The sequence below is a fragment of the Rhizobium sp. CB3060 genome (assembly GCF_025200735.1).
Taxonomy (GTDB): Bacteria; Pseudomonadota; Alphaproteobacteria; order Rhizobiales; family Rhizobiaceae; genus Rhizobium.
The window spans coordinates 3,500,374-3,526,825 of the sequence record NZ_CP104158.1 but is presented as its reverse complement, the minus strand read 5'-3'; the positions used below and the strand labels follow the sequence as shown (position 1 = coordinate 3,526,825).

Genomic DNA, 26,452 nt, shown 5'->3' with positions numbered 1-26,452 from the left:
TGCCGATAGAATGATGTGGGCGCCTAAAAGCGCTCTGCACATCTGCGGGCGCTTCAGCGAGGGCAGTGTTGTCCATTGTGAAGTAGGCTCACGCGATACAGGTGGCGATGCCGAGCTGTTGAAAGGCTCGGCATCATCGATGGATGAACTACCCTCAGGCGGCGTTCTGCCGCGAAATTGCCGCCTGATAGGCGAGCGTCGCATCGCCTACCAAATAGCGCGACGTGCCGTCAGTGGTCTGATACGAGCTCGTGCCGGTGATCGCCGATCCGTCGGCGAACGACTGGCTGCCGTCTGTTGTCGGAAGCAGATTGACGAGCTTGATCCCGGCATCGGACATGGTCAGCAATTCACCGTCATCGGTAACGCCATTCTGGTTGGCATCGCGCCAAACGCGGAACTCGCTCCAGCGATCGTCGTTCGCATCGAGGACATTGTCGTGGTTGCTGTCGAAGACCAGACGAAGGCCGTCGAGATCCGACACCGATCCACCGTTGGCAGCAACCTGGTCATCGCTGGCCCAAGCCGAGAAGGAGAGTTCCTTCGCCTGGTCGATGACACCATCCGGACCTGCCTGACCGTCTTGCCCGAGATCGATCGCCAGGAAGCCATCCTGTGATCCGACCCACGCCGTCCCATCGCGAGCACCATCGCCATTCCAATCGAAGGTGACGGAGGAGCCCGTCGCAAGCGCGTTGATATCGAGCGGCCGCAGATCGACGTGACCGTCGCCGTTGAGATCAAGCAGCACCGGCCGGTGGCTGGAGGTTGGGGTCGGCCATTGATCGACCATCACAAGATTGGTCTGTCCTCCCCCGCCTTGATAGGCGTAACGCTGCCAGGAGACAAGCGTACCGGAGCTGTTGTACTGGTAATTGGTGTAGCCGCCGACGTCATTGTTGGAGGTAGCCGTGTTGATGACATTGTTCACGTAATTCTGAACGAGCGTCGTCCAAGGCTGGTTATTGGCGTAGTCATAGTTCGTAACGGTCAGCCTGCCAGGGGTATCGCTGTAAACATAGGCAGCAGCGAGCTGCAGGCTGGCCGTATAGGCATTCGCAAGATAGGACCAGCCCTGCGTATTGTTGACATCAAAGGTGTACTGAACCTGCCCGCCATCGTCGTTGTACTGGTATTGATTCACCATCTGGCCGGCCGTATTGAATACCTGAACCACGTACGACCAGGGCTGCGCGTTGGTGACATCCCAGGTATAAGCGGTGCGCGTACCGTCATCGTTGAAATTCGACTGATTGGTGAGCCGAGCCGCACTGTCGAAGTTTTGCTCGGCACGCGACCACGGCTGCACATTGGTCACATCGTACGTGACCGCGAAACGCGTGCCATTGTCGTTGTCTTGCGCGACATAATAGTTTTGACCCACGGCATTATAGAGCTGGATATAATCCTGCCAGCTAACGGCGTTGGTCACGTCGTTGGTGTAAACGCCCCATGTTCCATCGTCGTTGTAATTGATCTGCTGGGTCAGACGGCTTGCGGAGTCGAAATGCTGCTGCAGCCGCGACCACGGCTGCGCGTTGTTGTAATCATAGGTCGTTACATCCCGCGATCCATCGTCGTTGGCCTGCGCCTGCGTACGCACCTGGCCAGCAGAATTGATATCCTGCACGATAGTGGTCCATGATTGAGTATTCGCCGCATCATAGGTCGTTGCGGTTTGCGAACTATCGTCGTTGTAGGTCCTTTGGAAGGTGATCCGTCCGGCACTGTCATAGTTGCGATCCAGCCTGGACCAGCCCTGCGTATTGGTCACGTCGAAGTCCACAGAACTGGTGCGGACGCCTGCAGTGTTGAAATAGTCGATATGTTGCTGGGCACCTGACGGCGTGTAGAAGGTGATCTCAGTGCGGGTGCCATCATCGTTGAATTGCTTTTCGAGTGTCTTCTTGCCAGTCGCATCGAAGGACTGCTCGTCCCTGGTCCAAGGATTGGCATTCAGCGGATCGTAAAGGACCACACCAGTCGGAATGCCAGCCTTGTTCGCATTGGAAACACTCAGCGTTTGACCGCTGGTGGCATCATAGGCCGTGGTAACAGAGCTGCCGTCGGCCGCGATCGCCAACTGCGATGTTTTTCGCCCCTGGCCGTCGCTGGTTACCCGCAGCGACAGACTGCCAAGCGCCGTGACGGTATCGACGACCGTCTGGGTGACGGCGCCGCTGGCATTGCGGTCGACCTTCGTCAGCGTGATCGAACCGTCATTGTGGGTAACGGACGTTTCGGTGTGATCGATGACTCCGTCGTTGTTCGAGTCCTTGCTCAGGACGGTGATCAGCCCATCGGTACTGCTCGTAACCGTGCCCTTTGCGACGACTGTGCCCGCCGAATTTGTCTCGTTGACAGTCGTGACGACAGAACCATCGACCTTACGCTGCGAGTTCATCACGACTTCGAAGATGCCGTCGCCATCATAGTCGTATTTGACAGTCTTGGTAATGCCGTCGGCGGCGCTGTCGGTCTCGACCTTGGCGGCGACCGCCTGCTTCCAATAGACTTGGCCGGACAACAGATAGGTCGCCGAGCGCGCCGTCGTATTGTTCGTCAAGATCGAAATGCTGGCACCCGTCGTGTCCGTCGTCAGCGTTTCGGTTTGATCGACCGTGCCATCGCCGTCGACATCCTTCGACATCGTGCGAACCGTTCCGTCGGAGGACAACTGGATCGTCGTCTTCGTCGCCAGCTTGCCTGTCGTCAGATCGGTGTCGGAAATGACCGTCGTCTTGCTGCCGTCGGCATTATTTGTGTCGACCTGCACCCTCTGACGATCGTTCGTGCCGTTGCCGTCGAGATCCCAGTTGATCGTCGTCTGAAGGCCGTTTGCCGATTTCGTACTCATCGAACTATCGGCTATGACACCTGCAGTCTTATAGTCCGTCACTGTTGAGGTCACGACGCCCGAGGCTGCCACAACACTCTGCTGATGTTGATCGACGACCCCATCACCGTTGGCGTCACGGTCGATGGTGATCGTGAGCTTGTCCGCAGTCGTCAGTGTCACGGTCTTGTCGATTAGCTTGCCGCTTGCATCCGAGGTCACGACCGTCTCGCGCATGGCGCCGTCAGCCAGGACCTCGATGGTGTCGCTGACGTTCTGCGTGGCCAGGCCGGTGCGCTGTTCGTTGGTGGATAGCACTCTGCCATCGGCGCTGGTCGTCGTCGTAATTGTCGAGATGATCGAGCCGTCAGCCTTGGTATCGGATACCGTCCGAGTCGAGATGCCGTTGGCGTTGATGACGGTGATGTCGGTCGACGTCTCGCTGTATGTTCCGGAGCCGTTCGGATCCGATTGTGTGGTGATCGACAGACCGTTAGCGCTGGTCTTCGTCAGATAGCGGCTCGTCAGCGTCGTCCCGGTAAAGTAGCTGACCGTTTCGGTGCGCGATCCATCCGCGTTGAGCACAGTCACATCGGTTCGGCTCTTGGTGAAGGTACCGGAACCCGTCTGGTCCCATTTCGTGGTGACTGTGAGCCCATCGGCTGAGGTGTCAGTCTGCGTGACGGCGCTCAGTATCAACGTGCCGCCGCTGTTGGCTGTGTAGGTTTTTTCCGTCGTCGATTTGCTGCCGTTGGCATTAAGAGTCGTCACATCGGTCACGCTCTTGTTGGCAACGCCGTTGCCATCCGTGTCGTAGCCGACCGTTTGGTTGAGACCGTCTGCGCTGGTGGTGATCGTCTTGGTATGCGCGGTTGCGCCTGCCGAGGTCAGGTCGGAAAGCGTCTGCATTACGCTGCCATCGGCGTTCTTCGTGGTCACGGACTTCTGGTCGACAACGCCGTTACCATCGATGTCATGGGTTACCGTGACCGTTTTGCCGTCAGAACTCGTCGTGGTCGTCGTCTGGTTGGCGACAACACCCGTATTTGTGATCACCTCGGTTGACGAACCGTCTGCTTTGATTGTTGTCACATCCGTGGTCGTCCTGACCGCCGAGAAAATGATCGCTGGATGAATGAGCGCCCAGGTCTGAGCCCCACTCGCCATATAGGTTTGCCCTTCGGCCGAATCCGCGAATTGCTGCGCGACGGAAGCGCGTGACATGCCAGAGCTGAGGCGGCTCAACCAAGTATTGAGACCTCCGGAATCTGGGGCACGCCCTAAAGCATTTTGGTAGAGAAGAGTGACGAATTGCGTATTGTCGAGCGTGCCGTATGTTTGAGCGAACTCAGCAGAATTAATCATTACAGCGGCAATCTGAACCGCAGTTGTGCCGGCATTAAACCCGCTCGCCATATTGGCAAAGCCACTGGGATCCGGATCCCGGCCCAAAACAGTATGATAGAGGCGATAAATTTCGTTGCGGGTATTCGCTCCGTAGACGTCGGAGGACGCTACCGTGGTCTTGCTCAACCCATTGGCAGATGTCGTGACGCTTGTCTGCTCGATCGGTACGGTATTGGTCGACCGCGTGACAACCTCTTTGCGGCTGCCATCGACATTCAACGTCGTGATATCGGTGAGAACCTGCTCGTAGACCCCGTCACCATCCAGATCAGATTTTGCGGTAACCGACAAGCCATTGGCAGCGGCCATCGTCACTGCACGGCTGCTTAGCGTTGTCGTTCCGGTCTTATAGGTCTCCACCGTTTTCGTCGTCTGACCGGTGGCGTCGATGACGGCGGTCGTCTTCACGTCATTCTTGCCGTCACCATCGAGATCGACCTGGCTTGTAACGGTCTTGCCGTCGGCCGTCGCGGTACTAGTCATGTTCGAAAGCAGCGTGCCCGCAGCGGTCCTAACCGAGTCGGCTTCCGACGTTGAGCCATCGGCATTCAGCGTCTTGCTGGAGGTGGCCACTCGGTCGAATGTGCCGTTGCCGTCGTAGTCGTAGGAGGTGGTCACCACGAGGCCATTTGCACTTGTCACAGTCTTGGTTTGATCCGCCAGCGTCGTGCCAAGATAGTCGGACGTCGTGGTTGTGGTCGATCCATTGCTGTTGAGTATCGACGCCTGGATGGTTGTTGTGTCGACAACACCGTCGCCATTCACATCCTTCTGCACGGTCGTCGTAAGACCGTTGCCACTGACGACGGAACTCGTTTTGCTGAGCAGTGTGCTATTTGTGCTTGTCGTAGTGACCGTTTCGGTGTGGCTGCCATCCGCATTGATGACCGTCTGGTCGACGGTGGTGACATCCGTCGTTCCGTCACCATTGAGATCGCCGGCGATCGTTGTTGTCAAACCATCGGAACTGATCGTGGCGATTGTCTTCGCGTGCAGCACGCCGTCGGCGCTCGTTGCCGTTGTCGTGATCGTCTGGCTGCCATTGGCAGCAACGACCTTGACGCTCGTGTTGTCCGTATGTCCGTCACCGTCGCTGTCCGTCGTCACCGTTGTGGTTTGGCGGTCGGCGCTGACGAGGGTGACAGTCTGCTGCTGCAGTGTTCCATTGCCGCTCTTCGCTGCAACGGTCTCCTGGCGGGTGCCGCCCGATCCCAGGACAATGGTGTCGGTGATAGTCCTGTCAAAAACGCCGTCGCCATTGACATCGGTCTGCACTGTTTGGGTCAGGCTATCAGCCGATGTGGTGGTAACGGACGTGCCAAGCGCGGAACCACTGGCACTCTTTACCGTCGCTGTCTCCGTGCGGCCGCCGCCTGATGCCGCTACGATTGCGTCCGTCGTAATCCTGTCAAAAGTGCCGTCGCCATTGATGTCGGCGCTGATGGTCTTCGAAAGGCCATCGGCGCTTGTGGCAGTGAAGGTTTTGCTAACCAGCGTGCCGTTGGGGTTCAATATGCTGTCGCTCTGCGAGGTAGAGCCGTCGGTCGCAACAGTGATGGACGTCAGTGCATCCGCGGCTCCATCGCCGTTGACATCAACAGAAATGGTCTTTGTCTTACCATCGACGCTGGTGGTGGTGACGCTCTTCGACAGAAGCGTGCCATTGGCGCTCTTTTCCTGAACTGTTTCCGTCCGCGTTCCGTCAGCGGCGACCGTCGTTATGTCGGAGTCGACGAGGTCCGCCACTCCGTCTCCCGTGATGTCAGTTGAAACCGTCTTCGACAGGCCGTTCGCGGCCGCAACGGTGGTTACCTTTCCGCGAGCGGAGCCATCGCCATTGGTCACCGTCAGCACTGTTGTGACATCGCCGTTGGCGGCAATCGTCGTGAGCGTCTGGTCAGTCCTGTCGACCGTGCCGTTGCCATCGAGATCGCTGGTCACGGTTTTCGAGTGATTGTCTGCACTGGTCGCCGTGATGACGCTGGAAAGGAGCGCGCCGTTGGCGCTGCTGTCTTTCACCGTTCTGGTGCGCGAGCCGTCGGCTGACAGCACCGTGACGTCCGTGACCACATCCTCATAGGTGCCGTCGCCATTGATATCGGTCTTGGTCGTCTTCGACAGACCGTCGGCGCTCGCTTGCACCAGTGTCTGAGCAAGCACGGTGCCTGCGGAACTCAGCGCCTTTACCGCCGTCGATGTCGAGCCGTCTGCGTTGGTGACGAAGACCTGGCTTTGATCGATTTTGCCATCGCCATCTTGATCAAGCGACGTCGTCACCGTCAGGTGATCGGCGCTTGTCACCGTGGTCGTCTTATCAACCAGAGAGCCGTCGGCATTAAAATTCGAGATGACGCGGGTTTGGACGCCGGAGGCGTCAACAGTCGTCACATCTGTCTGCGATCGATCGTAGGTGCCATTGCCGTCATCGTCATACTGCGTTTGAACGCTGTTGCCGTCGGCGCTGGTGGTCACAATGTTTCTAAACGCCAAGCTTCCGTCGGCATTGTAGGCAAGAATAGTGTTCGTCTTGGACAAGTCCACATTCGTGACAACGGCCGAGTTGACGATATAACCGTTGGAATCACTGGCAAGAACGGCGTCGCCAACCGTCCCGGTCGAGCCGTCGGATTTGGTATAGGTGGTCGTACCGGTGATCGCAGACCCGTCGCTGAACGTCTGACCGCTGCCCTTCGGCGTCAGGTCGATGGAGGTAATTCCGAGCGAATCCAACGACACAAGCTGGCCATTGACCATGACCTTAAACTTCGACCACTGTGCGTCGCCCGCATCAAGTTTGCCGTTGCCGTTGGTATCGAAGACGTCTTTGATTGCCTCGAGGTCGCCGGTTGCTGCTGAGTCCCACTGGGTAAATTCGTATTCTTTTGCACTGGTGATCTTCCCATCACCGTCAGCATCGAAAACCAGAACGCCGGTGCCGTTGCCGGCCCACGCTGTACGATGTTGATAGCTATCACCATTGATGTCTACAAATTGGGAAGAGCTCGTAAGAGGATTTATGTTGATGCCGTTGCCGGACAGATCAAGAAGAACGGGTTCAGCCGGATGTCCGCCGAGACTTCTGCCAAGCGCTCTTCCCTCGTCGTTTCCGCCAATTGCTGCACCAAGCGCGTTTCCGTAATCCCTATTTGACTGCACGGATTGCACGGCACCCGTTGCCCGATCGAAACCAATCGATATCTCTAAAGGCTCATGTGTTGAGCCACTCGTCGTATTGCCGGTTGGCGAACCACCGTTCGCGCCTCGGCCACCCCCGCTCGCCCCGCCAGAGTGCGAGCCGCCACTGCCTGAATGCGAGCCACTTGATCCGGGCTGTCCGCCGGTTCCGCCAGAAAATCCGCCGCCGGATCCAACTGAGCCAGAGCTGTTAGATGAACCATCGCTGCCGCCTCTTCCACCACCGTATGATGAAGAGGAGTCCGTCGGCCCAAAAACACCATGAAAAGGATCAGAAGAAAAATCTGCTGCTTTGGCCGGTACGCTCGGCATCACCGGATTTACCGGTGTGGGAGCTTTCGCTAGATTGGAGAGATCCGTCGGTTCATATTTAACTGAACCTACGCCAGACGGCTGTCCAGCAGGAGCACCAGGCACAGATGACGCTCCCCCTGGAGACCCGGCGGGTACACTCCCTGGTATTCCTGGTGATGGCTGGCCCGGCGCAGCTCCTACGGCCAAATCATGATTATCATCGTCAACATCGCCGTCTGGATCGGAGAGAACAGCTCCCGGCGTTGGCGGAGTCCAACCAAGGGCATTATCCAAAAGTTTTGTCACGCCATCACGGACTGTTGTGCCGCCTTCCAGCGAATAAAGAAAACCGGCAGCAACACCGCCAGCCAGCGCGATCCACCCCGGCGGCGACGCGAGAACCGCCCCCGCAACAAGGGAGGTGACAAAGACGCCGGCAGCCGTAGCCAAAACACCGGCCGCATCGTCAGTCACGATTCCCGCAAAGCGTGTGTAGTGCGATGGTCCTGAGTAGTGTGTCAGATCATAGAGGTTCTCTAACGCAGTCAAGGGAAGCGCGAATTTACCAAGCTTTGATACCGAAATTGCCTTCGCGATGATCGGCTCACTGGTCGAAAATTTCGCAATGTCGGCAAACTTCGACGACGCTATCATCTTGTTTATTTGAGGGACTCGCGCGCTAACATTAGGAAAGCGGCTCGCAGGCCCAACTGCATAAGTTCCCCAAATGGAGGCTGAAATGCCGACCTGGGTCGCGCCAATAGCCAATTGTGCGTACGTTGCGAAGTCGTTGACTTTCGCTGCCGGAACCGAGTTCCACAAAGAGCCGAAAGTGCTTTCGTCGCTCATTCTCCACCCCTTAATTTTTCTTTGAATACTTACGTCGGACGAGTTGGTAAATTGAGATAATAATCAGTATAAGGATAATAGATCCCACCAACCCGCCAAGATAGACATGTACAAATGCGGATGACTTCTGACCGAACATTCCTTCTACCACAAAACATTTCGCTATACCGCACGGATCGTCGGAGAAGTACGATATAAGAGAATTGAAGACTATAAATGATGGAATGGATACCAATAAATGCAACTTCAGTTCGGAAATACTATAAATCTTTCCTTGTAATTCCGCTCTTCCGCTATTCCTGTAGGCGGCCAATAACACCAGCGCCAAAAAGGATAGCGAAGTAAGAATCTCACTCAATAAAACAAGGTATATTATTTCGTATTTGGAATAATAGCCCGGAATAATTATAGAAAAAAAAGCCAACGGCAAAAGGAAAGTTGCGCAAATATTGCTTCCATTTAACGCCGATCTACGCAAATAAAGCAGCGTAAAAGGATATATTGCCCAAACCGTAAGCAGGATCGGCACCGGACCAACAATCCACGGCAGATTTAACGAAGTCATGGGATACGTCACGACCAAAGAGACCAGACACTTAGTCCGTAAATTTCAACAGTAACAGCAATACACACGAGTGGAGCGGTCAGCCATGGTGTTTGAACGCCTAAGCCTTCAGCAGCAAGAACACGCGTTCGGCGGTGCTCCTCGGTCCAAAAACAAAACAGTTATCCAATCCAGCGCCTCACATCATGCCAGCCGAGTAAATCCCCGACGGCCAACATGCTTACTTCCAGGCGACGACTACGTCGCTTGCAACATAAAATTCGCCCCCACGGCGCAACCAGAGAATTCGTACAATGACATTTTATTGCAAGTCAAGCGAGCGCAGCATTCGATTGCGAAAAAGATACTTTTCAGCAAGAAATGGACGGTAAGTCCCCACAGTTGATCCAAATGACCACCTGAAGATGGTCGGTTCTTGAGTGCTATTCTTCGTCCTCATCCCGAGACCACACATAGCCGATATAGGCCAGGAAGAGCGCTGCTGCGGCAGCGGCATGAATGTAAGCCAGCCACTTCGCGTCGACTTGGAACCACGCCAGCCCGGCCAGGATCATGAGAAAGAAAAAAACTATTAAAAGGCGCATGGTGCAATTCATTCCTTTCGCGTCATGCCGACGCGGGTGCGCTACTCTTCAATTGATGGCTAGTTCGACGGCGGAAGCGCCGCCCTTATGCGTTGACGGCCGATGGCACTAAAGCGATCGGATCAGCGGTTGTTTGAGGTCTTCATATTCGTCCGGCGTAATCGCGCCCCCATCGCGCAGGCGCTTAAGGCGAAGCAGTTGCGCGGAAATGTCATCGAAACTCATTTGTAAGCCCGCTGGCTCGATCTTCACGCGCTGAGGGTCGTTGACGAACAGGTTGAGCCCACTCTCGCCACCGTTGCTGCCTGTGGGGCTAAGGTGAGCCGCCGAACAGGCCCACACCAGCGCCCCCAGCCAGCCGATGCCGGTTCCGCCCAAAGCGACGTTGATGACGGCGATCAGCCAGCGGTTCGGATGGCTGCGGCAAAAAGCAATAATCGTCGGGATCAAGTAAATCAGCGTGGCAATCAGGCCGATGATCAGGAACGTCGCGGCGACAACCGAACCGTCATCATCCGCGTGGGCCTGCGTGGCAACCGACACCGCGCCAATCGAAAGAACCGGTAGCTCGACCAAGCGCAGCGACGGCAACCGAGGATTCGTCGTCATGACCGGGCCGACCCGCTCAAAACGTCAAACTTCATCTTCTGAAACTCGGCTTCGTCAATGGCACCGGAGGCACGCAGGCTGGCAAGTTTCTCCAGTTGCTCGACTTTTGCCGGTGAAGAGGCCAAGCCACCGCCTGCCAATGCCGGTTCGGGAGACGAGCCCGCGGGAGGGCCATACCTGTTCGCGCCGGGGGTCGATTGCGTGCACATGAAGACGAGCAGCACGATGAAGCCGATAACCGGCACGGCACCGAACCAGTACCACCAGCCGGTCCGATCAATGTCGTGCAGACGCCGTACGAAGACCGAAATGTAGGGTAGGGCATGCACCAGCACTACCAACCCCGCGATAGCTCCTGGTCCGTTGGCGGTCCCCGTGCCGATGGCTGCGTCAAGCACAGCGCCGATCACGTCCAGGATTACGAACATCAGCGTGAACAGCCAGAACTGCGAGCGCGTCGCCCGGCCGCTGAAGGTCGCGTATTTCCTCATGCCATCAAGGTATGCGTTCATTTCGATTTCCTCTTGTCTTAGGCGATGTTTCTCCGATCGCCGCCAATTCTCGATTGTGTGAAAGTTGGTGCCACAAAATAAATCATGGATCAACAGTCCGTCGATTAAACCGCAAGTGCTGTGGCCTGTTTCTGCACCATGGACACGCGGCAAATCATCGGCTGGAATCTGAGGCGCTTGCGCGTCGCAAAGGGCATTTCGCAGGAACGTCTTGCGTTGGAAGCTTCGATTGACCGCGCATACGTCGGGCGTGTCGAGCGGGGTGAAGAGAACGTAACGGTGGCGACACTCGATGCTTTGGCTTCGGTTTTGTCCGCAAAGGTCGCCGAGCTGTTTGTCGAACCTGCCAAGAATGCGAAACCTACGCCCCCATTGCGCGCCGGACGAAAGCCAAAACTGGAAGGCTGACTCAACAGCACGATACCTGACCGTCTCATTGTCAGTACTCATCCGCCCGCATGATCGTCAGCACCCGGCTTGTCACGTCGGGATTGCTCGGGTCGGGTGAGCCGTAGCGGCGATCGAGATCGTAGTAGTCGATCTTCCAAAAGTAGGTGGCGCCATCGAAGTCCACGGCACCGAAGTCATGTTCGTTGAAGGGATCGTTACCCGCATCGAAGTTGTCGAAATCGCGAACGGCGCGAAAAAGCGACACGAGTTGGTCTGCGCTAAGGGCGCTGACACCCGCCGTCACCATCAACCCTCCGTGGCGAGGGCTGCGCCGAAAGGCATCGTTCAACATTCGGATCTTGGTGGTGACGCCGGTGTGTCCGGCGTCTGTAGGATCGATTGGGCTGGCGGTCATCAGCATTTCGGACTTCAGCCTTCAACGTAGTTCGGATGAATCAGCGCGACCTGTTCAACGGCGCGGCCGAACGGGGGCAGGTCGAGATAATCACGCCACTTCAGTCGTAGGGCACCGTTGGGTTTCATCTCCATGATGGTCGCTTCGAACCATCCTTCCAGCGGCTCCTCGGTCGCCAGGACAACGCTGCCGACCTTCAGCTTCGACCAATCCTCGGGTAGGCGGGAGGGCTTTTCAGGCATGGCAGCGGAGTTCAGGTCGCCGACATCGCCGGGGATGGCATCGTCAGCAGCAGCGGCTCGTGGTTGATCGAGACGTTGCCGATCTTCCGCTGGCAACTGATCAGCCAACTGCTGGAACAGATCCTGCTTCACGAAGGGCACGAAAGCCTTGCCACTGCTGAACAGCTTGCCCTTCGGAATTCTCCCGATCAGCGATCGGACGTGATCGTTGTCGGCGCGCAGTGCAAACATGCCCATCAGCCCAGCCGCCTTCTTCGCCATATGGCCGTCAGCGGAGGAAAAATACGAGGCGTGGGCTTTGCCGCTGTCATCACGGCCAAAAACGACAATGGGATGGGGTAGCGAAGCGCGAGCGGCGGCAGTCGACGCAGACATGTTCATCTGGATCTCCAAAATGATGAAGGCCCCGCAACAGGGGCCGTGTAAGGGGTGTGCTGCAATGCCGATGGCCTGTGCGCCGATCAGCAACACGTTGATTTATATAGATATTATTTCAATTTGTCAATTGTGGAGCGTTTTTCATGCAATCACAGATGGTTGCAGACGCCGCGCGTAAGATACCCAAAACGGGTTCCATTCGAACGCGTGCCTGGATCGAAACCGGCGTCGGTAAAGCACTTAAGCGCGATGCCAATTTATCTCGCGAGCAAGCCAGCCAATCCAAGCAACAATCCAGAATGATCGCAGCCTTTGGCGGCATAAGAGCAAGCAGCCGATGCGAATTGAATGTGCGGGCATATCGTGATGCGGGCGAAGGGAGGAATGGCCACCGGAACCCCAACACGAGTTTCGAGTCTTGGAATGTCTTTGTCGGATGACGGCAAAGCATATGGGCAAGTCATGCCTGCATAGCCTCGCAGTACAGGACACGGTCAACGAACCTGACCGATGAGAACCAACCAATACCAACCCATAGGACAAGGTAGTAACAGGCTATGCCAACTAAACAGGAATACCTCGATGCTTGGATCGAATGGACGATGAATCTGGTGAACGGAGGATATGAACCGTATCTGCTGACGTTCATGTTCAATCAGATGATGGGAAGCGAACGGCGAACGAGCGAAAGGATGATCATCGCAATCGAGGAATTTTATAAACAGCTCCTCACACGCATCCTAAGGAAGCCGCGCAAGGCCGACCTTTACACCGAGTTCCCGAGGTTGCTAGCCGCGCCGGATTGGCCGGTACACAGTCATCTGAAGATGACCGTCGAGGAGAGCGCCGTGAACGAGGGAAAGCACTGGCACGGGATATTCCTATTGCCGCCCCGATCTCGGATGCAGGTAGCGCTCCACGCGTATCTCGAAGAGCACCAAGGCAAATACGCCGGTAAAACGAAGCCGATTTTGCGCCTCCATGTCGTGCCGATCGAGCGCACTGAACGAGAGGCTATCAGATACGCGTTGAAGCAGGTTGATCGGGGCCGGATTGGTCAGGACGCGATATTAGTCTTGCCGAAGGTCCATAGCGAAATGCCCGGCAGTTAGGCCGGGCATTTCATTATTCAGATGGGCCGTCCAATTCTGCGGTTTTCTTTATGTCTTTGGAACTTCAGTACGTCCATCGCGCATTTCTCCCCAAATCGCGTAATCTTGACATACAACATAAACGTATCAGGAAGCGGCTCTTCAAAAGTACTCTTCGGATCGAAAGGGAACTGAACGTCGAACCAGAATCTGGTTGGATGTTCCCGCTCCCATTTCTGTTCATGAGGCAGAGCTTTCAAAAACCTATTCTCATCTGGATGCTTGCGGGATGCTAGTTGAGCCGTGATTTGTGAGATTGCATCATATTTTTCCCACGCTATTGATGAATCTTCACTGGGCGGCAGTGCTTTCATCTTCGCGCGGGCTCTTCGTTCGTCGTTCAAATTTTTGAGGCCGTAGCGCTTAATAGCATCTCGAAGCTCATCCCCCAGGACGCCGAGTTGAACAAGTTCATCAACCGCACCGAAGTAGAAGCTTGCTTCGCTCTGGGCTTCATCTCCAGGTCCACACATGTATTTAATCGCAAAGAATACTGCTTTGTGGCGCTCGTTTAATTGGGGAGGATTTCGTATACCCGACCAATCTGCCTCACAGAATTCGTGCCACATTGCGCTGTCTGCCATAAGCGAAACTCCTAGTTCGCAGGCATCGACGATTTCCTGACGCTGTGCGGCGCGATTCATTTTTAGCCGCTTGGCACGCTTTGCTCGCAGGCTATTAAGCTGCTCAATCAAATTCGGATTATCCGATTTATGCCGATGCTCGGCACCTTCTGTCGCCTTTTTGCCCGGCATTGATATTACTTTCCTGTTATTCATGGTCATTATAATGCTCCCGGGGTCGGCGCGCGGTCGTAACGGCTTCGCTCATTTTCGACGACCAATCTGATTTTTGATATTTCTCTGCGCATCGCGCGAGGAGTTGGTGTTCCAAGCTCGATCAGCCCGGACAACCGGCCCAACGCACTGCGGATCTCGGCCACAGCTTTGTCTACGTGAGCCTCATCATCGTCCACGTATTCCTCGATACTGCAGAAAGTATTTGAAAGAATTTCTTCCATATCCTGAATGAAGTTTGCAGCAAAAGCATCGCTACGGCTTATATTTCTGTATGTTGCCCTCAGCTCCATATCGACATCATGCATTGCGTTTAATCGATCTATGATCGCGTTATTTATGGATGCCGAGTAATGCTTGGCGGCGTAGCTCTGACGAAATTTGTTTTTCTTTTTCTTCGACGAACGATTTTTAGACTTTTTAACCACGAGCTTCATCCTTTCCTTCAAAGCGTTCGATAAGTTCAAGGATGTCTTTGACGCGCCAAGCTGTCGTTCTCGGTCCGAGTTTCACCGGCTGGGGGAACTCGCCGCTGCGGACCTTATTCCACCAAGTGGAACGGCTAATCGGAAATATCCCGCGTGGCCCGACGAGCGCCTCAAGGCGAACGAAGCCGGTGATTTTAAAGGGAAGCTGCTCGCGGTCAGAGTCGCCCACGAGGGCCCATATATTGCGTTGCATCGAATGTTCTCCTTCACTGAATTCGATGTGAGGAGTATGAAATCGATGGTGGTCGCTTTGAATTTTGGAAAAATAAAAACTAGTTCGGACGCAAATCGAACTAGTGCCCAAATCTTTGGTTTATTTGTATTTTTTTGCTTTCGCTGTTCGGCCGAAAACCGAATAGATCGCCTTTTTTTCAATGTCAGCGAGGGCCGGAACTTCGAAAGATTCCGGTTTGATCGAGCGCAGGGCCTTTAAATTCTCTTGAGCGATCGTCGGTTCGGCCATTTCGGAAAGCACGAAATCACACACGTACCGTGCCCTTGCGAGCCATTGCCGCAAGTAGCCATTTCCCAAACTAAAGTTGAAATCGGCTTTCAGAATTTCGTGAAGGAACGTTCCATCCGCCACTGGGATAGTCGACGCTGAGTATAGGAGCGCTATGGTGACACGTCGGTTGGTCCATGCATCAAAGAATGCTGAGCGTCCGACGATTTTGCGCGCATAGGGCAGCTTGACTAGATCATGGTCTTCGATCATTTCGACAGCTTTATTGACGCTCGGCTTGAAGTATTCTTCGTTCCCCCGGAAATTCGCGCTAACAAAATGGAACCAACCAGTAGCTCGTACAACGGTCCAAATCGCGTCGGCGCTATTGATGAGAACAGAATCGAGGTCGAATGAACTCGCATCCATCAGGCTCTGCGCCCCATTTAGGGGATAATATATTTCCTGTAAAAATTGGGGCCCCAAGATAAAGTGCCGAACCACAAAGTCTGTTATCTCTGTATCTTCTTCCCCGAGTGGCAGCGCTTGCTCTGCCTCGCTGATACAACGAGATGCTGCAGTGCCAAGGCAAAGCCAACGCAAGCTCTCTTCCTTAGGATTTAGTACCCACGCCACCAAACCTGCATACAACATCTCTCGGTGACCGAAATAAGTGGGACGCTCATCCAAAAGCACATCAATACTTGATCGAGCGTCGAAATTTGCGCCGAGCGCCATTTTTGCAAAGGATTTTTCCTTTTCAGGCCTCTCCACCATTGGTCGGTTTTCGAATATCCCATTAAGCAGAAGCTTAACTTTTTGCCGGAAGTCAGCCGAAGATATTACATCAGAAAACTCGACCATGCGGCCATCAACTCCCGTCTTTTTTCTAGAAGATCGCCGCGACGGTAAGCGGCTTCGACTTTGTTTTCAATAGTATGGGCAAGTGCCATCTCCGCCAATTCGCTGGGGAATGCAGTGGTCTCCGATGCCCAGTCGCGAAACGATGATCGAAATCCGTGGGCGGTCACCGAAAGCTCCATGCGTTTGAGCATCTGCAAGAATACCGTGTTTGATAATGGGCTTTTTTCCGATCGCCCCGGAAACAAGTACTTGCCTTCTCCGGAGTAATCGATCGCCTCTTTAACAATCTCAACGGCGCGAGCACTGAGCGGAACGCGATGAATACGTTTGGCCTTCATCCGCTCGGCGGGGATCGTCCAAAATTCAGCTTGTAGATCGAATTCGTCCTTTTCAGCTAAGAGGATCTCGCTTGTGCGCGTCGCTGTGAGAATCAAAAGTTCGAACGCCAGTTTGGAAATTAGATTGCTGGTTGTAGCCTTCATTGCTTTGACGAATGCAGGAACTTCCGCGAACGGCAACGCTGCGTGGTGCTCGTCTCTGTCAACCTGCTTCGGCAAACCACGCGTCACACCGTCCACCGGATTATCGCCCACGCGGTAGCCTGAGGCCTTGGCCCAATCAAAGACATTTTTTAGACGTTGCCGAACTCGACGTGCAGTCTCGGGTTTGGCCAACCATATCGGTGAAAGAATTTTCAATATTTCAGGGGTATCGATACGATCGATGCGTAGCTCTCCGACTAACGGAAAAGCATACTGCTTAAGTGTGTTGATCCATTGGTCCGCGTGTTTGGCATTCTTCCAGGCGGCTTTGTGCTCCTGGTGAACGGTCTCGGCCGCCTTTTTGAATGTTGGATAAATCTTCTTGGCCTCGCGCTTAGCTGCCAGAGGATCGCCACCGGCCCGTGCTTGCTTACGATATTCAAAGGCCTTTTCTCGTGCTTCAACGAGGCTGACGAGACCAGCGCTGCCCAACCCGATATCACTTCGTTTGCCCTGAATGGTCACACGCAACAACCAACGCTTTGCGCCGGATGGATCGACAACAAGATAGAGGCCGTTGCCATCGGTGTATCGGCCCGGCTCTTTGAGGTGTTTCACCTTCAGGGCTGATAGTGCTTTTTCAGGATGCCTGCCTTCGGCTTTGGGCATGGTAGAAGATTGTACCCCACAAAATCACCACAAATTAGCTCGGATTTTATTGGACATCAATGATCGATATTGGACGATGCGAAAAAATATGCCATTGATATTGCAACGTTTATCACACGTAGCTGAAGTTTCTTGTCCGCTAAGTTGGCGGTCACCCTCTCCGCCATTGTCTTGTGCAGAATGCTGATTTTCCGGTTTCCCAAGCTGGAAGCCTTCCGCCAAAAGCCGAGCCCAGCCCGCCGATTGAATACGCCCAGCCTCATCGAAAATGCAAAAGAAACATCGTCGGCCCGACCAAAGTCATGGCGAAGATGAATAGTGATATGCCGAGCTTCAGTATCTTCATGCGGCGTGTCTTCACGCCATCCCAGTCGTAGTCCATGGCTATATCCCCCTTCCTTATTTGCACCGAGTTCGACGGCGCATTAGGAGTATCTTGTATGAGGGATGTGCGAGGCTTGCCGCGCTGCTGGGGAGTCTTTCTTCGACCGCCAGACCTTCGTGCGTTCATTTGAACGCACGAAGGTCGCTCCGGTCTTTCGAATGGGTGTACTTTTCGCTTTCGGTCGATTTCGCCTGAAAGCGGGATGCTCTACGTGCGATGGAAGACTTCGTCCGTTAGCAGCAAAAGGAAATTCTCGTCGTCCAGTTTGTTGGCGATCTGGCCGTCTTCCGTCATGTAGTCGAAAACGGGGCCTCCCGGTCGGTCCGAGAAGGCGAATTTGGGCCATTTCAATTGTTCGATAATGACGATGCGGCGTCCGGCGTCATTTTCGCATGCTATTCTTTTGGTCTCCTCGAAGTAGGTCATGGCGACACCTCAGTAGTAGTTCCAAACTGAAGCTTAGGTCGCGCTAACAGCGAGTCAACCTTAACATCGTGGCTAACACGTAAGTATTATCGCGCCCCGCGCCCTTCATTCGATCTATCGCCTTGGGCGGCATCACGAAAATCGCCGTTCGATGAACTCTCCAAGTGCGCGGCCTCATCCGTTTTAGCTACTTTAAGAGTGCTAAATTGACCAATAACAACTTCAGGTTTATTGTTGTCTCTCTAACGTAATGGAGAGGGGCATGAGAACGTTCGTGTGTTTTCTCGTCGTATTTTGGGGTGCCACGGCCGCAGGCGCAGCGCAAAACATTATACGTGTGTCGTCGATAATACCCGCAGCCGAGATCGCAGAAAGTGCCTTGTTGCTGCCGGGCCGCACGGACACGACCGGTTGCGTCTATACTAAAAAATACGGTCCTGACGGGGTTCGACTATGCTGCCGGCGGGCTGCCGGCTTACCGTCGAGCGAATCTGCGCCGGCAAAAGCGCGGGTGGTCGTTCACCCGTAGCCTTGCTCGCATTGCCCGGATTTCGAAAACCGGGTGCATTTGCTGTTTGAATGAGGAGGCCGGGGCGACGACGGCGGCCTCTCAACGTGTATGCCTGTGTAGAGCCGATGCGCTAGCGGACGGCCGGACCCTACTCCTGTGAATCATCAGACTCTTCGGGCTTGGGCTTGGCGCCGAAGAGGCTCTTCAAGGCATTGGTCTTCACTTTCGATGCCTTGCTGACTTTCAGGGCGCGCGTGGCCGCCTTGGCTTGTTCCAGCATCATCTCGATCTGGATCTGCTGGATTTCGGTCAGCCGCTCCCATTGGCGATTGAGCAGATGGTCGACTTTTTCGTGCAGGTGGCGGATTTCCAGTTCGGCTTTCAGGTTGACCTTATAGTCGTTGAGGGCACGCAACCGGTCCTTTGCTTCCTGCCGGCGCTGGCTCATCATGATGATCGGCGCCTGCAGGGCGGCGATGGTCGAAAGGATCAGGTTCAGCAGGATGAAGGGATAGGCGTCGAAGGCTTTGCTTTCGCCCATGGCGAGGTTGATGCCCATCCACACCGTCAGGAACAAGCAGAATGAGATGATGAAGGTCCAACTGCCGCCGAAGGCTGCGACCATATCGGCCATTCGGTCGCCGATGGAGCGATGGTCCTCGTAATCCTCTTCGATGTTCTCGGCCAGGGTGTCGTGCGTCTTCAAGCTTTCGACGACTTCGTCCTCCAAGTTCGAAAGCTCGCCGCGCTCGTCCGTCAGCAGCTCGGCGATATATTGGGCGCGATAGTCGTCCATCGCCTTGCGGCTGATATAGTCGTCGGAGCGGATGCCCGGATGTTTCTGGCGCACGAATTCCGCAAGCGATGGGCGCAGGTCATCGAAATGGACCGCATCCTTCTTCTTGAGGGTTGCGCCGGTAATGGCGTCGACGAGCTTGACCGACTTGGCCTTCGCCTGCGCGAGGCTTTTCGTATAGTCGTCCATCTCCACGGTCGCTGCTTCGCCTTCGCCCGCGTCAAAATCGACTATACCTTCCGCCGGATCTGTCTCTGTCATATCGCCCTCTTTCGCAGTTGCTGGTCGTCTAGCCGATGATCGGAACAGGATTGTGACTGTAGATTGGCGGCGCGATTGGCTTTGACAAAACTGTCCGGTTCTGCCTCAGTCTCGGCCGGCCACTCCTTCTCTGTAAATGCTCCTAGCGATCTTATCCTAAGCAATGGCAAATAAATTTATGCTGCAAGTGCGTTGGCCCAGCGAATGATGCTCCATTCGCCCATCGCCAGAAATATATTAGCAACATTTAACAACTGATCCGTGAGTCATTGAAATCGCTTGTAAAATCGCAAGGCGATTGCCTCGCAAATTTTCGTCAAACAAGCAGAAATGTGCGTTTTGAGCCCCTTGACCATGGTGAGTGGGTTTCTATTTGCCGCAGTGCAGCAGGCGTCTCGCAACGCCTTACAGTGGCCAACTTCCAACGAATTTCTCAATAGGCCTCGGCCTGTTGCATGGATTTATGCGCGTGCGGAAAGGATACTTATGCACAATCCCCCGGCAGATGACTTGGAGTCCATCGCCCGGCAGGGCGGTCGTCTCAAGCGAATGGCTGTTCGCATACCCACCTATTTGACGGATGTGCGGGAAAATCCGGCTTGGTTGCCGATGTTTCTGCTGGCGCGAACGATGCCGTTTCGGCGCATGCATTGGTTCGCGACCAGGCGGCCGGTGGCGCGTCCAGGGGCCGGCACATCGATGTTCACGGGGGTCGAGTGCGATGCTGTCGTCAATGCGCTGCGAACCGACGGGCTTTTTCCCGGCCTGATACTGCCCGACAATATTCATCGGGAAATTGCCGAGTTTGCCGGGAGCACCGGCTGCTTCGGCAATTTCGACAGGAAGCTGGAATTCGTGGCGCCCGAACATACGGATGCGGAGGCGCGATTCGGGCGCTCGCTCCTCAGCGGGCATTTTTTCGAGCGTTCGCTCGATTGCGACGCGGTGCTGGCGGTTCAGCGCGATCCGCTGCTCGGGGACGTCGCCCGACATTATCTCGGCGGGCAGGCCCAGGTGATAACCACCCGCATCTGGTGGAGTTTTCCGACAAAATCGGCCTCCGAGGCCGAGTTAAGCCGTGCCTCGTTCAAATATCATTTCGACCTTGATGACTGGCGAATGCTGAAGTTCTTTTTCAATCTGGTCGATGTGGATGAAGGCACCGGGCCGCATGTCTTCGTCAAGGGCAGCCACAGACGGCGGCGGATGAAGCATCAATTGACGCTCCTCGTCGGCCATCCGGCGGAGGAGGTGCTTCGATTTTACGGAGAGGAAAGCGCCGTCACGCTGACCGGCAAGGCCGGTTTCGGCTTCGTCGAAGATCCCTTCGGTTTCCACATGGGCACCATGCCGACGCAAAAGCCGCGGCTGATGATGGAAGTCGGCTTCGGCGTTTCGAAACCGTCTCGCCGCCGATTCCATGGGGAGCCGGTCTTGCGGTAGATGATGGTCCATGGGCTCTGCCCGGACGCTGTTCATTCGGGCGGTTTTTTCAGATAGGCGCCGGTCCCTCTGCCAAGGTGCCATGGCCGTTCGGCGTCTGGATCGTTTCGCAGGTTCCGGCAGGAACCAGTTTCCAGGCATTCTGCTGGTAGTCGATTGTCGAGGTGCCGGCACAGGTGGTGCCCGCGCCGGTGGCGCAATCGTTCTGACCCTTGAGCGCAACGCCGTAGCACTTTTCCTTGGCCTTGCTGTCGGCTGCTGTAGCGGGAGCGGCGACAAGGGATGCGACCGCGGAGGCCAGCATGCCGGCAATGGCCACCGTGACGACGCTGTCTTTCATCATCCTGGCTCCCTCAAGCGTACAAAGCGTCGTTGCATTGCACTGACGTCGATAGAAACGCTCGGCGTATATTACAGCATTAGCGGTGATGTTTGATTGCTGTCCAAATTCCTGCGAGAGCAGTCTATTACTCGATTCCTTGCATGTATACCGGGAGCAGGGATGAGCTTTGGTTCTGTAAGCAGGGAAGATACCATGGCCGAGGGGCATTATTAGACTGATCGTCAGATAGCGGCCTTTCCAAGCTGCGCTCTTTCATGTCTCATAACGGTCGAATCACTGGCTGAAATCCGCTTCAGGCAAGGTTTTGCAAAAGAATGACCATTGCCAGTAACAAAATCGTGGAGTCGCGCGTAGGAGATGTCGAATGAATTATTCGGCGCGCGAAGAGGAATGGGCAGTCTGGATGCGGGCAGCCATAGACGGCGATGCGCAGGCCTATCATCGCTTCCTGTCCACTGTCACTCCGCATTTGCGCGCCATGGCGCGCCGACGTTGCGATCAGTTCGGCGCGCCGGCAAGCGAGGCCGAGGACGTGGTCCAGGAAGTGCTACTGACGATCCATCTCAAACGCGGAACGTGGGACATCTCCCGTCCCATCGGGCCGTGGCTATCGACCATCGTGCGCAACAAGCTGATAGACAGCCTGAGGCGACGCGGGCGGCATATGAGCGTGCCGATCGACGATGTCATCGATATTTTGGAGGCGGAAGAGCAGACGGATGCCTTGGATCGCCTTGATGTCGATCACATGCTGGAGCAATTGAAGGATCCGCAGCGAACCATCGTACGCTCGATTTCCGTCGAGGGAACAAGCGTGCGCGAGACGGCCGATCGGCTGAAGATGACGGAGGGTGCGGTGCGCGTCGCCCTGCATCGCGCATTGAAGGCGCTTGCCGCCTTATATCGGAGCGAGACCAGTGAAAACCGATGACCTCATCAATCTTCTGGCGCAGGATGCGCCGGTCCGCGCGCGGATCGGGCAGGCGCTGACGCTGGCGGTCGTCGGTGGCATCCTCATCAGCGGCGCGATCTTTTTCGCTGCAATCGGGTTTCGTCCCGATATCGGCAATGCCATGGAAACGATCCGCTTCCTGTTCAAATTCGTCGTCACCATTGCGCTGGCCGTCACCGCCGGTGCCGTCGTCTTCCGCATCGGCCGGCCCGGCGTATCGTTGCGCCCCTGGGGCTGGATGCTTTTTGCCGCCCCGCTGTTGTTGGCTGCTGCCGCGCTGGCCGAAATGATGGTCATGCCGGTCGATAGCTGGGGCGCGCGGATGATCGGGCACAATGCCCGCTTTTGCCTGACCTTCATTCCGCTACTGTCGATCGGCCCGCTTGCCTGCTTCCTTTTCGCACTGCGCCAAGGAGCGCCGGAAAATCCGGGCATCGCCGGCGCGGTCGCCGGGCTCGCAGCAAGCGGCATCGCCGCCACCTTCTATGCTTCCAATTGCACGGACGACAGCCCGCTCTTTGTTTTGCTCTGGTATCCGATCGCCGTCGCTGCGGTGACGGCGGTTGGATATTTCGCTGGTAAGCGCATGCTGCGCTGGTGATGTAGCTGCTGTTGTCGGTGGCCAGCCGATTTTAGATATAGGCTGGAAACGCCGCTATTCAGGGACTATCTTGTCTCTTGCCCAAAAAATCGCATTCGCTGGCGTTAAAGTGTTTGCATCCGCGGCGAATTCCATTATAGAGGCGCTGCTTTCCCCGCGGGGGCGTCCATCGTCCGGCGGCTGTTGGGAAATAGTTCAATGGTAGAACAGCGGACTCTGACTCCGTTAATCTTGGTTCGAATCCAGGTTTCCCAGCCAATCTAAGCTTCCAATCAACAGGCCCTCGTTCGCAGACATAAACTGTCCGCGTTCATACGCATGTTGCAAGCGGGCTGCCCGCAAGGCGTCGATACGACTTTTTGATCGCCGGCCTCGATCGCCTCTTTCCGCGAGCGAAATCGCAACACACCGAGACAATCTGTGAGCGAATTGGCAGTGGGAGCTTCCAAAAACGTTTGTGGACGTTGTACAAGTCGGGCATCCATCGCCAATATTTCTTGGCAATATAGGTCTGGCGACCGCGACGTACATTAGAAGTTGTATTTAAAAGTTTTAGGTGAGACTAAAAGCGAAATGACGATACTGGTTTCTGGTGGCGCCGGGTTTATCGGCGGGAATTTCGTTCTCGATTGGCTCGATCAGTTCGATGAAACGGTGATCAATCTCGACAAGCTGACCTATGCCGGCAATTTGGACACGCTGAAAGAATTGAACGGCAATAATCGCCACGTGTTCGTTTATGGCGATATTGGCGACCGCGATTTGGTCGGTGATCTGCTCGCTACCCATAGGCCGCGCGCCGTCGTCAATTTTGCCGCCGAAAGCCATGTCGACCGCTCCATTCATGGACCTGGCGAGTTCATCCAGACGAATGTCGTCGGCACGTTCAATTTGCTCGAATCGGTTCGTGGTTATTGGGACGGCCTGCCGGGTGACGAGAAGCAGGCGTTTCGCTTTCTTCATGTCTCGACCGACGAGGTCTATGGCACGCTTTCAAAGGACGATGCGCCGTTCAACGAGCTCAATCGATACGAACCGAACAGCCCCTATTCCGCGAGTAAGGCGGCGTCCGACCATCTGGTGCGGGCCTGGCATCATACTTATGGCCTGCCGGTATTGACGACGAATTGCAGCAATAATTACGGCCCCTATCATTTTCCTGAGAAGCTGATCCCCCTGGTGATCTTGAATGCCTTGGCGGGAAAGAGCCTTCCGATCTATGGCGATGGCCAGCAGATTCGCGATTGGCTCTATGTCAGGGATCACTGCAGCGCCATCCGCCGCGTGCTTCAATCCGGCAAGGTCGGCGAGACCTATAATGTCGGCGGCTGGAACGAAAAGCCCAATCTCGACGTCGTGCATACGATCTGCAGTATTCTCGACGAGTTGCGGCCCAAGTCTGGCGGCGGTCGCTATAAGGACCAGATTGCTTTCGTGAAGGACCGGCCCGGTCACGATCGCCGCTATGCGATCGATGCCCGCAAGCTCGAACGCGAATTGGGCTGGAAGCCCGAAGAGACCTTCGAGACCGGCATTCGCAAGACGATCGAATGGTATCTCGCTAATCAGGATTGGGTGGGGAACGTCACCAGCGGCGCTTACCGCGAATGGGTCGGCAAGCAGTATGAGGTTCAGGCGTGAGCGCGCTTCTGATCACCGGCGCCAATGGGCAGGTCGGCTTCGAATTGCAGCGTTCTCTGGCGTCGTTGGGCCAAATAATTGCCGCGACGCGTGCCGAGATGGATTTGGCCGATGAAGCGAGCATCCTCTCCGTGCTCAGGGAGCACAAGCCGGCGATCATCGTAAATCCCGCCGCCTATACGGCCGTCGATCGCGCCGAGAGCGAAAGGGAGCAGGCGATGGCGGTCAATGCCGCAGCGCCCGGCGTGCTGGCGCGCTGGGCTGCCGATAACGGCGCCTATCTCCTGCACTATTCGACGGACTACCTCTTCGACGGGATGAAAGCCGATCCCTATGCGGAGAGCGACCCGGTCAATCCGCAGTCGGTCTATGGTGAAAGCAAGTGGCTGGGCGAAGAGGCCGTGCGCGCTGCCGGCGCAAATCATGTCATCTTGCGGACAAGCTGGGTTTACGGGCATCACGGCAACAACTTCCTCAAGACCATCCTGCGGCTGGCGCAGGAGCGCAGCGCGTTGAACGTCGTTGCCGACCAGGTCGGCGCACCGACTTCGGCGGCGCTGATTGCGGATGTCACGCGCAGGATCATCGAGGTCGTCAGTGGCCCGAATGCGTCTGATGTGTCGGGCACCTATCACCTGAGCGCCGGGGGCAATACGTCATGGCATGGCTATGCCACGCATATCGTCCGCGAAGCTTCGGCGAAAAACGTCAAGCTTGCTCTGACGCCCGATGCTCTCAAGCCGATTTCGACCGCCGAATATCCGACGCCGGCGAAGCGGCCACAAAATTCCAGACTGGACTGCGCGAAATTGACGGATTGTTTCGACTTGCGTCTTCCCGCGTGGCAGGAAGGTGTGAATGAGGTGATTGAAAGGCTTGCACGGGCCATCAATTGAAGGCGCTTATTTCCATAATTATGATTTGTAATCAATGAGTTGATTGGCTGTAAGACGAATTCGATACGAGACGTTTCTACAATGAACAAAGCACGTAAAGGCATCATACTCGCCGGCGGATCCGGGACTCGCCTGTACCCCGCCACCCTTGCCGTCAGCAAGCAGCTCCTGCCGATCTACGACAAGCCGATGATCTACTATCCGCTGACGACTTTGATGTTGGCCGGCATTCGCGAAATCCTGATCATTTCGACGCCGCAGGATACGCCTCGTTTCGAACAGTTGCTGAGAGACGGAAGCCAGTGGGGCATCAAGCTCGACTATGCGGTTCAGCCGAGCCCGGATGGTCTTGCCCAGGCGTTTCTCATCGGGGAGGCGTTTCTCGATGGTGCTCCGTCCGCCCTAGTGCTGGGAGACAACATCTTCTACGGGCACGATTTCACCAAGCTTCTTCATCAAGCAAACGACAAGCAGGGCGGCGCCACCGTTTTTGCCTACCACGTGCAGGATCCGCAGCGTTACGGCGTGGTCGAGTTCGATTCGCAGGGGCGTGCGATCAGCCTCGAAGAAAAGCCGAAAGTCCCCAAGAGCCACTATGCCGTCACCGGGCTCTATTTCTACGACGCCGATGTCGTCAATGTGGCGAAGTCCATACGTCCCTCGCCGCGCGGCGAACTGGAAATAACCGATGTCAACGCGCATTACCTCAGGGCAGGGCAGCTCGACGTCCAGACGATGGGCCGTGGCTATGCCTGGCTCGACACCGGCACGCATGAATCGATGCTGGAGGCGAGCCATTACATCGCCACCATCGAAAGCCGGCAGGGCCTGAAGGTAGCCTGCCCCGAGGAAATCGCCTATCGGAGCCGCTGGATCGACGCTTCCCAGGTCGAGGCCCTGGCCGATCCGCTGAAGAAAAATGCTTATGGGCAGTATCTTCTCGGGATGCTGCGGGAACGGGTATTTTAACAACGCGCTTGGTGATGCCGCGCGCTGCCGGCCGCGCCAATGCGGGCTGAGTGAAGCAG

At 55.7% G+C, this 26,452-nt stretch carries 24 protein-coding genes and 1 tRNA gene; 10 read left to right on the top strand and 15 right to left on the bottom strand.

Annotation, left to right across the window (positions count from 1 at the left end):
* Positions 1-154 precede the first annotated feature (154 nt).
* From N2601_RS16970 to N2601_RS16955, 4 genes are all read right to left on the bottom strand, one after another.
* Positions 155-7,399 (bottom strand): DUF4214 domain-containing protein, encoded by a 7,245-nt coding sequence (locus N2601_RS16970; protein ID WP_260303224.1) that lies wholly within the window; start codon positions 7,397-7,399, stop codon positions 155-157.
* A gap of 2,169 nt (positions 7,400-9,568) precedes the next feature.
* A complete protein-coding gene (locus N2601_RS16965) occupies positions 9,569-9,730 on the bottom strand; it encodes a hypothetical protein (protein ID WP_260303223.1) in 162 nt (53 codons plus the stop codon).
* 108 nt (positions 9,731-9,838) lie between these two features.
* The gene (locus N2601_RS16960) at positions 9,839-10,339 is read right to left on the bottom strand and encodes a superinfection immunity protein (protein ID WP_260303222.1); all 501 of its coding nucleotides are present in this window, start codon (positions 10,337-10,339) and stop codon (positions 9,839-9,841) included.
* The gene (locus N2601_RS16955; protein WP_260303221.1) at positions 10,336-10,851 is read right to left on the bottom strand and encodes a DUF805 domain-containing protein; all 516 of its coding nucleotides are present in this window, start codon (positions 10,849-10,851) and stop codon (positions 10,336-10,338) included. Before N2601_RS16955 ends, N2601_RS16960 begins: the two co-directional genes overlap by 4 nt.
* A gap of 138 nt (positions 10,852-10,989) precedes the next feature.
* Here N2601_RS16955 and N2601_RS16950 point away from each other — a divergent pair, with 138 nt between their 5' ends.
* Positions 10,990-11,259 carry a helix-turn-helix domain-containing protein gene (locus N2601_RS16950; RefSeq protein ID WP_260303220.1) on the top strand — a complete coding sequence of 90 codons (270 nt, stop codon included), beginning with the start codon at positions 10,990-10,992 and terminating at the stop codon, positions 11,257-11,259.
* A gap of 31 nt (positions 11,260-11,290) precedes the next feature.
* Here the strand turns inward: N2601_RS16950 and N2601_RS16945 are convergent, their stop codons facing one another.
* Both N2601_RS16945 and N2601_RS16940 read right to left on the bottom strand, forming a co-directional pair.
* Complete coding sequence (locus N2601_RS16945; RefSeq protein WP_260303219.1) at positions 11,291-11,656, bottom strand: DUF3768 domain-containing protein; 366 nt, start codon at positions 11,654-11,656, stop codon at positions 11,291-11,293.
* A gap of 14 nt (positions 11,657-11,670) precedes the next feature.
* The gene (locus N2601_RS16940; protein ID WP_260303218.1) at positions 11,671-12,366 is read right to left on the bottom strand and encodes a hypothetical protein; all 696 of its coding nucleotides are present in this window, start codon (positions 12,364-12,366) and stop codon (positions 11,671-11,673) included.
* Between the two features lie 53 nt (positions 12,367-12,419).
* Here N2601_RS16940 and N2601_RS16935 point away from each other — a divergent pair, with 53 nt between their 5' ends.
* Both N2601_RS16935 and N2601_RS16930 read left to right on the top strand, forming a co-directional pair.
* Positions 12,420-12,716 carry a hypothetical protein gene (locus tag N2601_RS16935; protein WP_260303217.1) on the top strand — a complete coding sequence of 99 codons (297 nt, stop codon included), beginning with the start codon at positions 12,420-12,422 and terminating at the stop codon, positions 12,714-12,716.
* Positions 12,717-12,833: 117 nt separating this feature from the next.
* Complete coding sequence (locus N2601_RS16930) at positions 12,834-13,388, top strand: hypothetical protein (RefSeq protein WP_260303216.1); 555 nt, start codon at positions 12,834-12,836, stop codon at positions 13,386-13,388.
* Positions 13,389-13,405: 17 nt separating this feature from the next.
* On the opposite strand, the gene N2601_RS16925 is transcribed toward N2601_RS16930, so the two are convergent.
* The 8 genes from N2601_RS16925 to N2601_RS16890 form a co-directional block, all read right to left on the bottom strand.
* Positions 13,406-14,212: a hypothetical protein gene (locus N2601_RS16925; RefSeq protein ID WP_260303215.1), complete on the bottom strand. Its 807-nt coding sequence runs from the start codon at positions 14,210-14,212 to the stop codon at positions 13,406-13,408.
* Complete coding sequence (locus N2601_RS16920) at positions 14,212-14,661, bottom strand: hypothetical protein (protein WP_260303214.1); 450 nt, start codon at positions 14,659-14,661, stop codon at positions 14,212-14,214. The genes N2601_RS16925 and N2601_RS16920 overlap by 1 nt, the downstream gene beginning before the upstream one ends.
* Positions 14,645-14,905 (bottom strand): helix-turn-helix transcriptional regulator, encoded by a 261-nt coding sequence (locus N2601_RS16915; RefSeq protein ID WP_260303213.1) that lies wholly within the window; start codon positions 14,903-14,905, stop codon positions 14,645-14,647. Before N2601_RS16915 ends, N2601_RS16920 begins: the two co-directional genes overlap by 17 nt.
* Positions 14,906-15,025: 120 nt before the next feature.
* Positions 15,026-16,018 carry a hypothetical protein gene (locus N2601_RS16910; RefSeq protein WP_260303212.1) on the bottom strand — a complete coding sequence of 331 codons (993 nt, stop codon included), beginning with the start codon at positions 16,016-16,018 and terminating at the stop codon, positions 15,026-15,028.
* Positions 15,997-17,169, bottom strand: a complete 1,173-nt coding sequence (locus N2601_RS16905) for a tyrosine-type recombinase/integrase (protein ID WP_260303211.1) — start codon at positions 17,167-17,169, stop codon at positions 15,997-15,999. Before N2601_RS16905 ends, N2601_RS16910 begins: the two co-directional genes overlap by 22 nt.
* A gap of 259 nt (positions 17,170-17,428) precedes the next feature.
* Positions 17,429-17,551: a hypothetical protein gene (locus tag N2601_RS16900; RefSeq protein WP_260303210.1), complete on the bottom strand. Its 123-nt coding sequence runs from the start codon at positions 17,549-17,551 to the stop codon at positions 17,429-17,431.
* Positions 17,552-17,761: 210 nt separating this feature from the next.
* Positions 17,762-17,980, bottom strand: coding sequence for a hypothetical protein (locus N2601_RS16895; protein WP_104824873.1), 219 nt, complete (start codon positions 17,978-17,980; stop codon positions 17,762-17,764).
* A gap of 659 nt (positions 17,981-18,639) precedes the next feature.
* Positions 18,640-19,548 (bottom strand): DUF1003 domain-containing protein, encoded by a 909-nt coding sequence (locus N2601_RS16890; RefSeq protein WP_104824872.1) that lies wholly within the window; start codon positions 19,546-19,548, stop codon positions 18,640-18,642.
* A 486-nt stretch (positions 19,549-20,034) separates the two neighbouring features.
* On the opposite strand from N2601_RS16890, the gene N2601_RS16885 reads away from it, so the two are divergent.
* Positions 20,035-20,991 carry a hypothetical protein gene (locus tag N2601_RS16885; RefSeq protein ID WP_104824871.1) on the top strand — a complete coding sequence of 319 codons (957 nt, stop codon included), beginning with the start codon at positions 20,035-20,037 and terminating at the stop codon, positions 20,989-20,991.
* A 49-nt stretch (positions 20,992-21,040) separates the two neighbouring features.
* Here N2601_RS16885 and N2601_RS16880 read toward each other — a convergent pair whose 3' ends face one another.
* A complete protein-coding gene (locus tag N2601_RS16880) occupies positions 21,041-21,331 on the bottom strand; it encodes a BufA1 family periplasmic bufferin-type metallophore (protein ID WP_104825277.1) in 291 nt (96 codons plus the stop codon).
* 367 nt (positions 21,332-21,698) lie between these two features.
* On the opposite strand from N2601_RS16880, the gene N2601_RS16875 reads away from it, so the two are divergent.
* From N2601_RS16875 to rfbA, 6 genes are all read left to right on the top strand, one after another.
* On the top strand, positions 21,699-22,265 hold the full coding sequence (locus N2601_RS16875) for a sigma-70 family RNA polymerase sigma factor (RefSeq protein ID WP_104824870.1): 567 nt from the start codon (positions 21,699-21,701) through the stop codon (positions 22,263-22,265).
* Complete coding sequence (locus N2601_RS16870) at positions 22,252-22,887, top strand: NrsF family protein (RefSeq protein ID WP_104824869.1); 636 nt, start codon at positions 22,252-22,254, stop codon at positions 22,885-22,887. Before N2601_RS16875 ends, N2601_RS16870 begins: the two co-directional genes overlap by 14 nt.
* A gap of 184 nt (positions 22,888-23,071) precedes the next feature.
* Positions 23,072-23,145, top strand: a tRNA-Gln gene (locus tag N2601_RS16865).
* A gap of 315 nt (positions 23,146-23,460) precedes the next feature.
* Positions 23,461-24,528, top strand: a complete 1,068-nt coding sequence (gene rfbB, locus N2601_RS16860) for a dTDP-glucose 4,6-dehydratase (protein ID WP_104824868.1) — start codon at positions 23,461-23,463, stop codon at positions 24,526-24,528.
* Entirely contained in the window at positions 24,525-25,424 is a 900-nt protein-coding gene (rfbD, locus tag N2601_RS16855; RefSeq protein ID WP_104824867.1) for a dTDP-4-dehydrorhamnose reductase, read from the top strand. Before rfbB ends, rfbD begins: the two co-directional genes overlap by 4 nt.
* A gap of 81 nt (positions 25,425-25,505) precedes the next feature.
* Positions 25,506-26,393 carry a glucose-1-phosphate thymidylyltransferase RfbA gene (gene rfbA, locus N2601_RS16850; protein ID WP_104824866.1) on the top strand — a complete coding sequence of 296 codons (888 nt, stop codon included), beginning with the start codon at positions 25,506-25,508 and terminating at the stop codon, positions 26,391-26,393.
* The last annotated feature ends 59 nt before the right edge of the window (positions 26,394-26,452 follow it).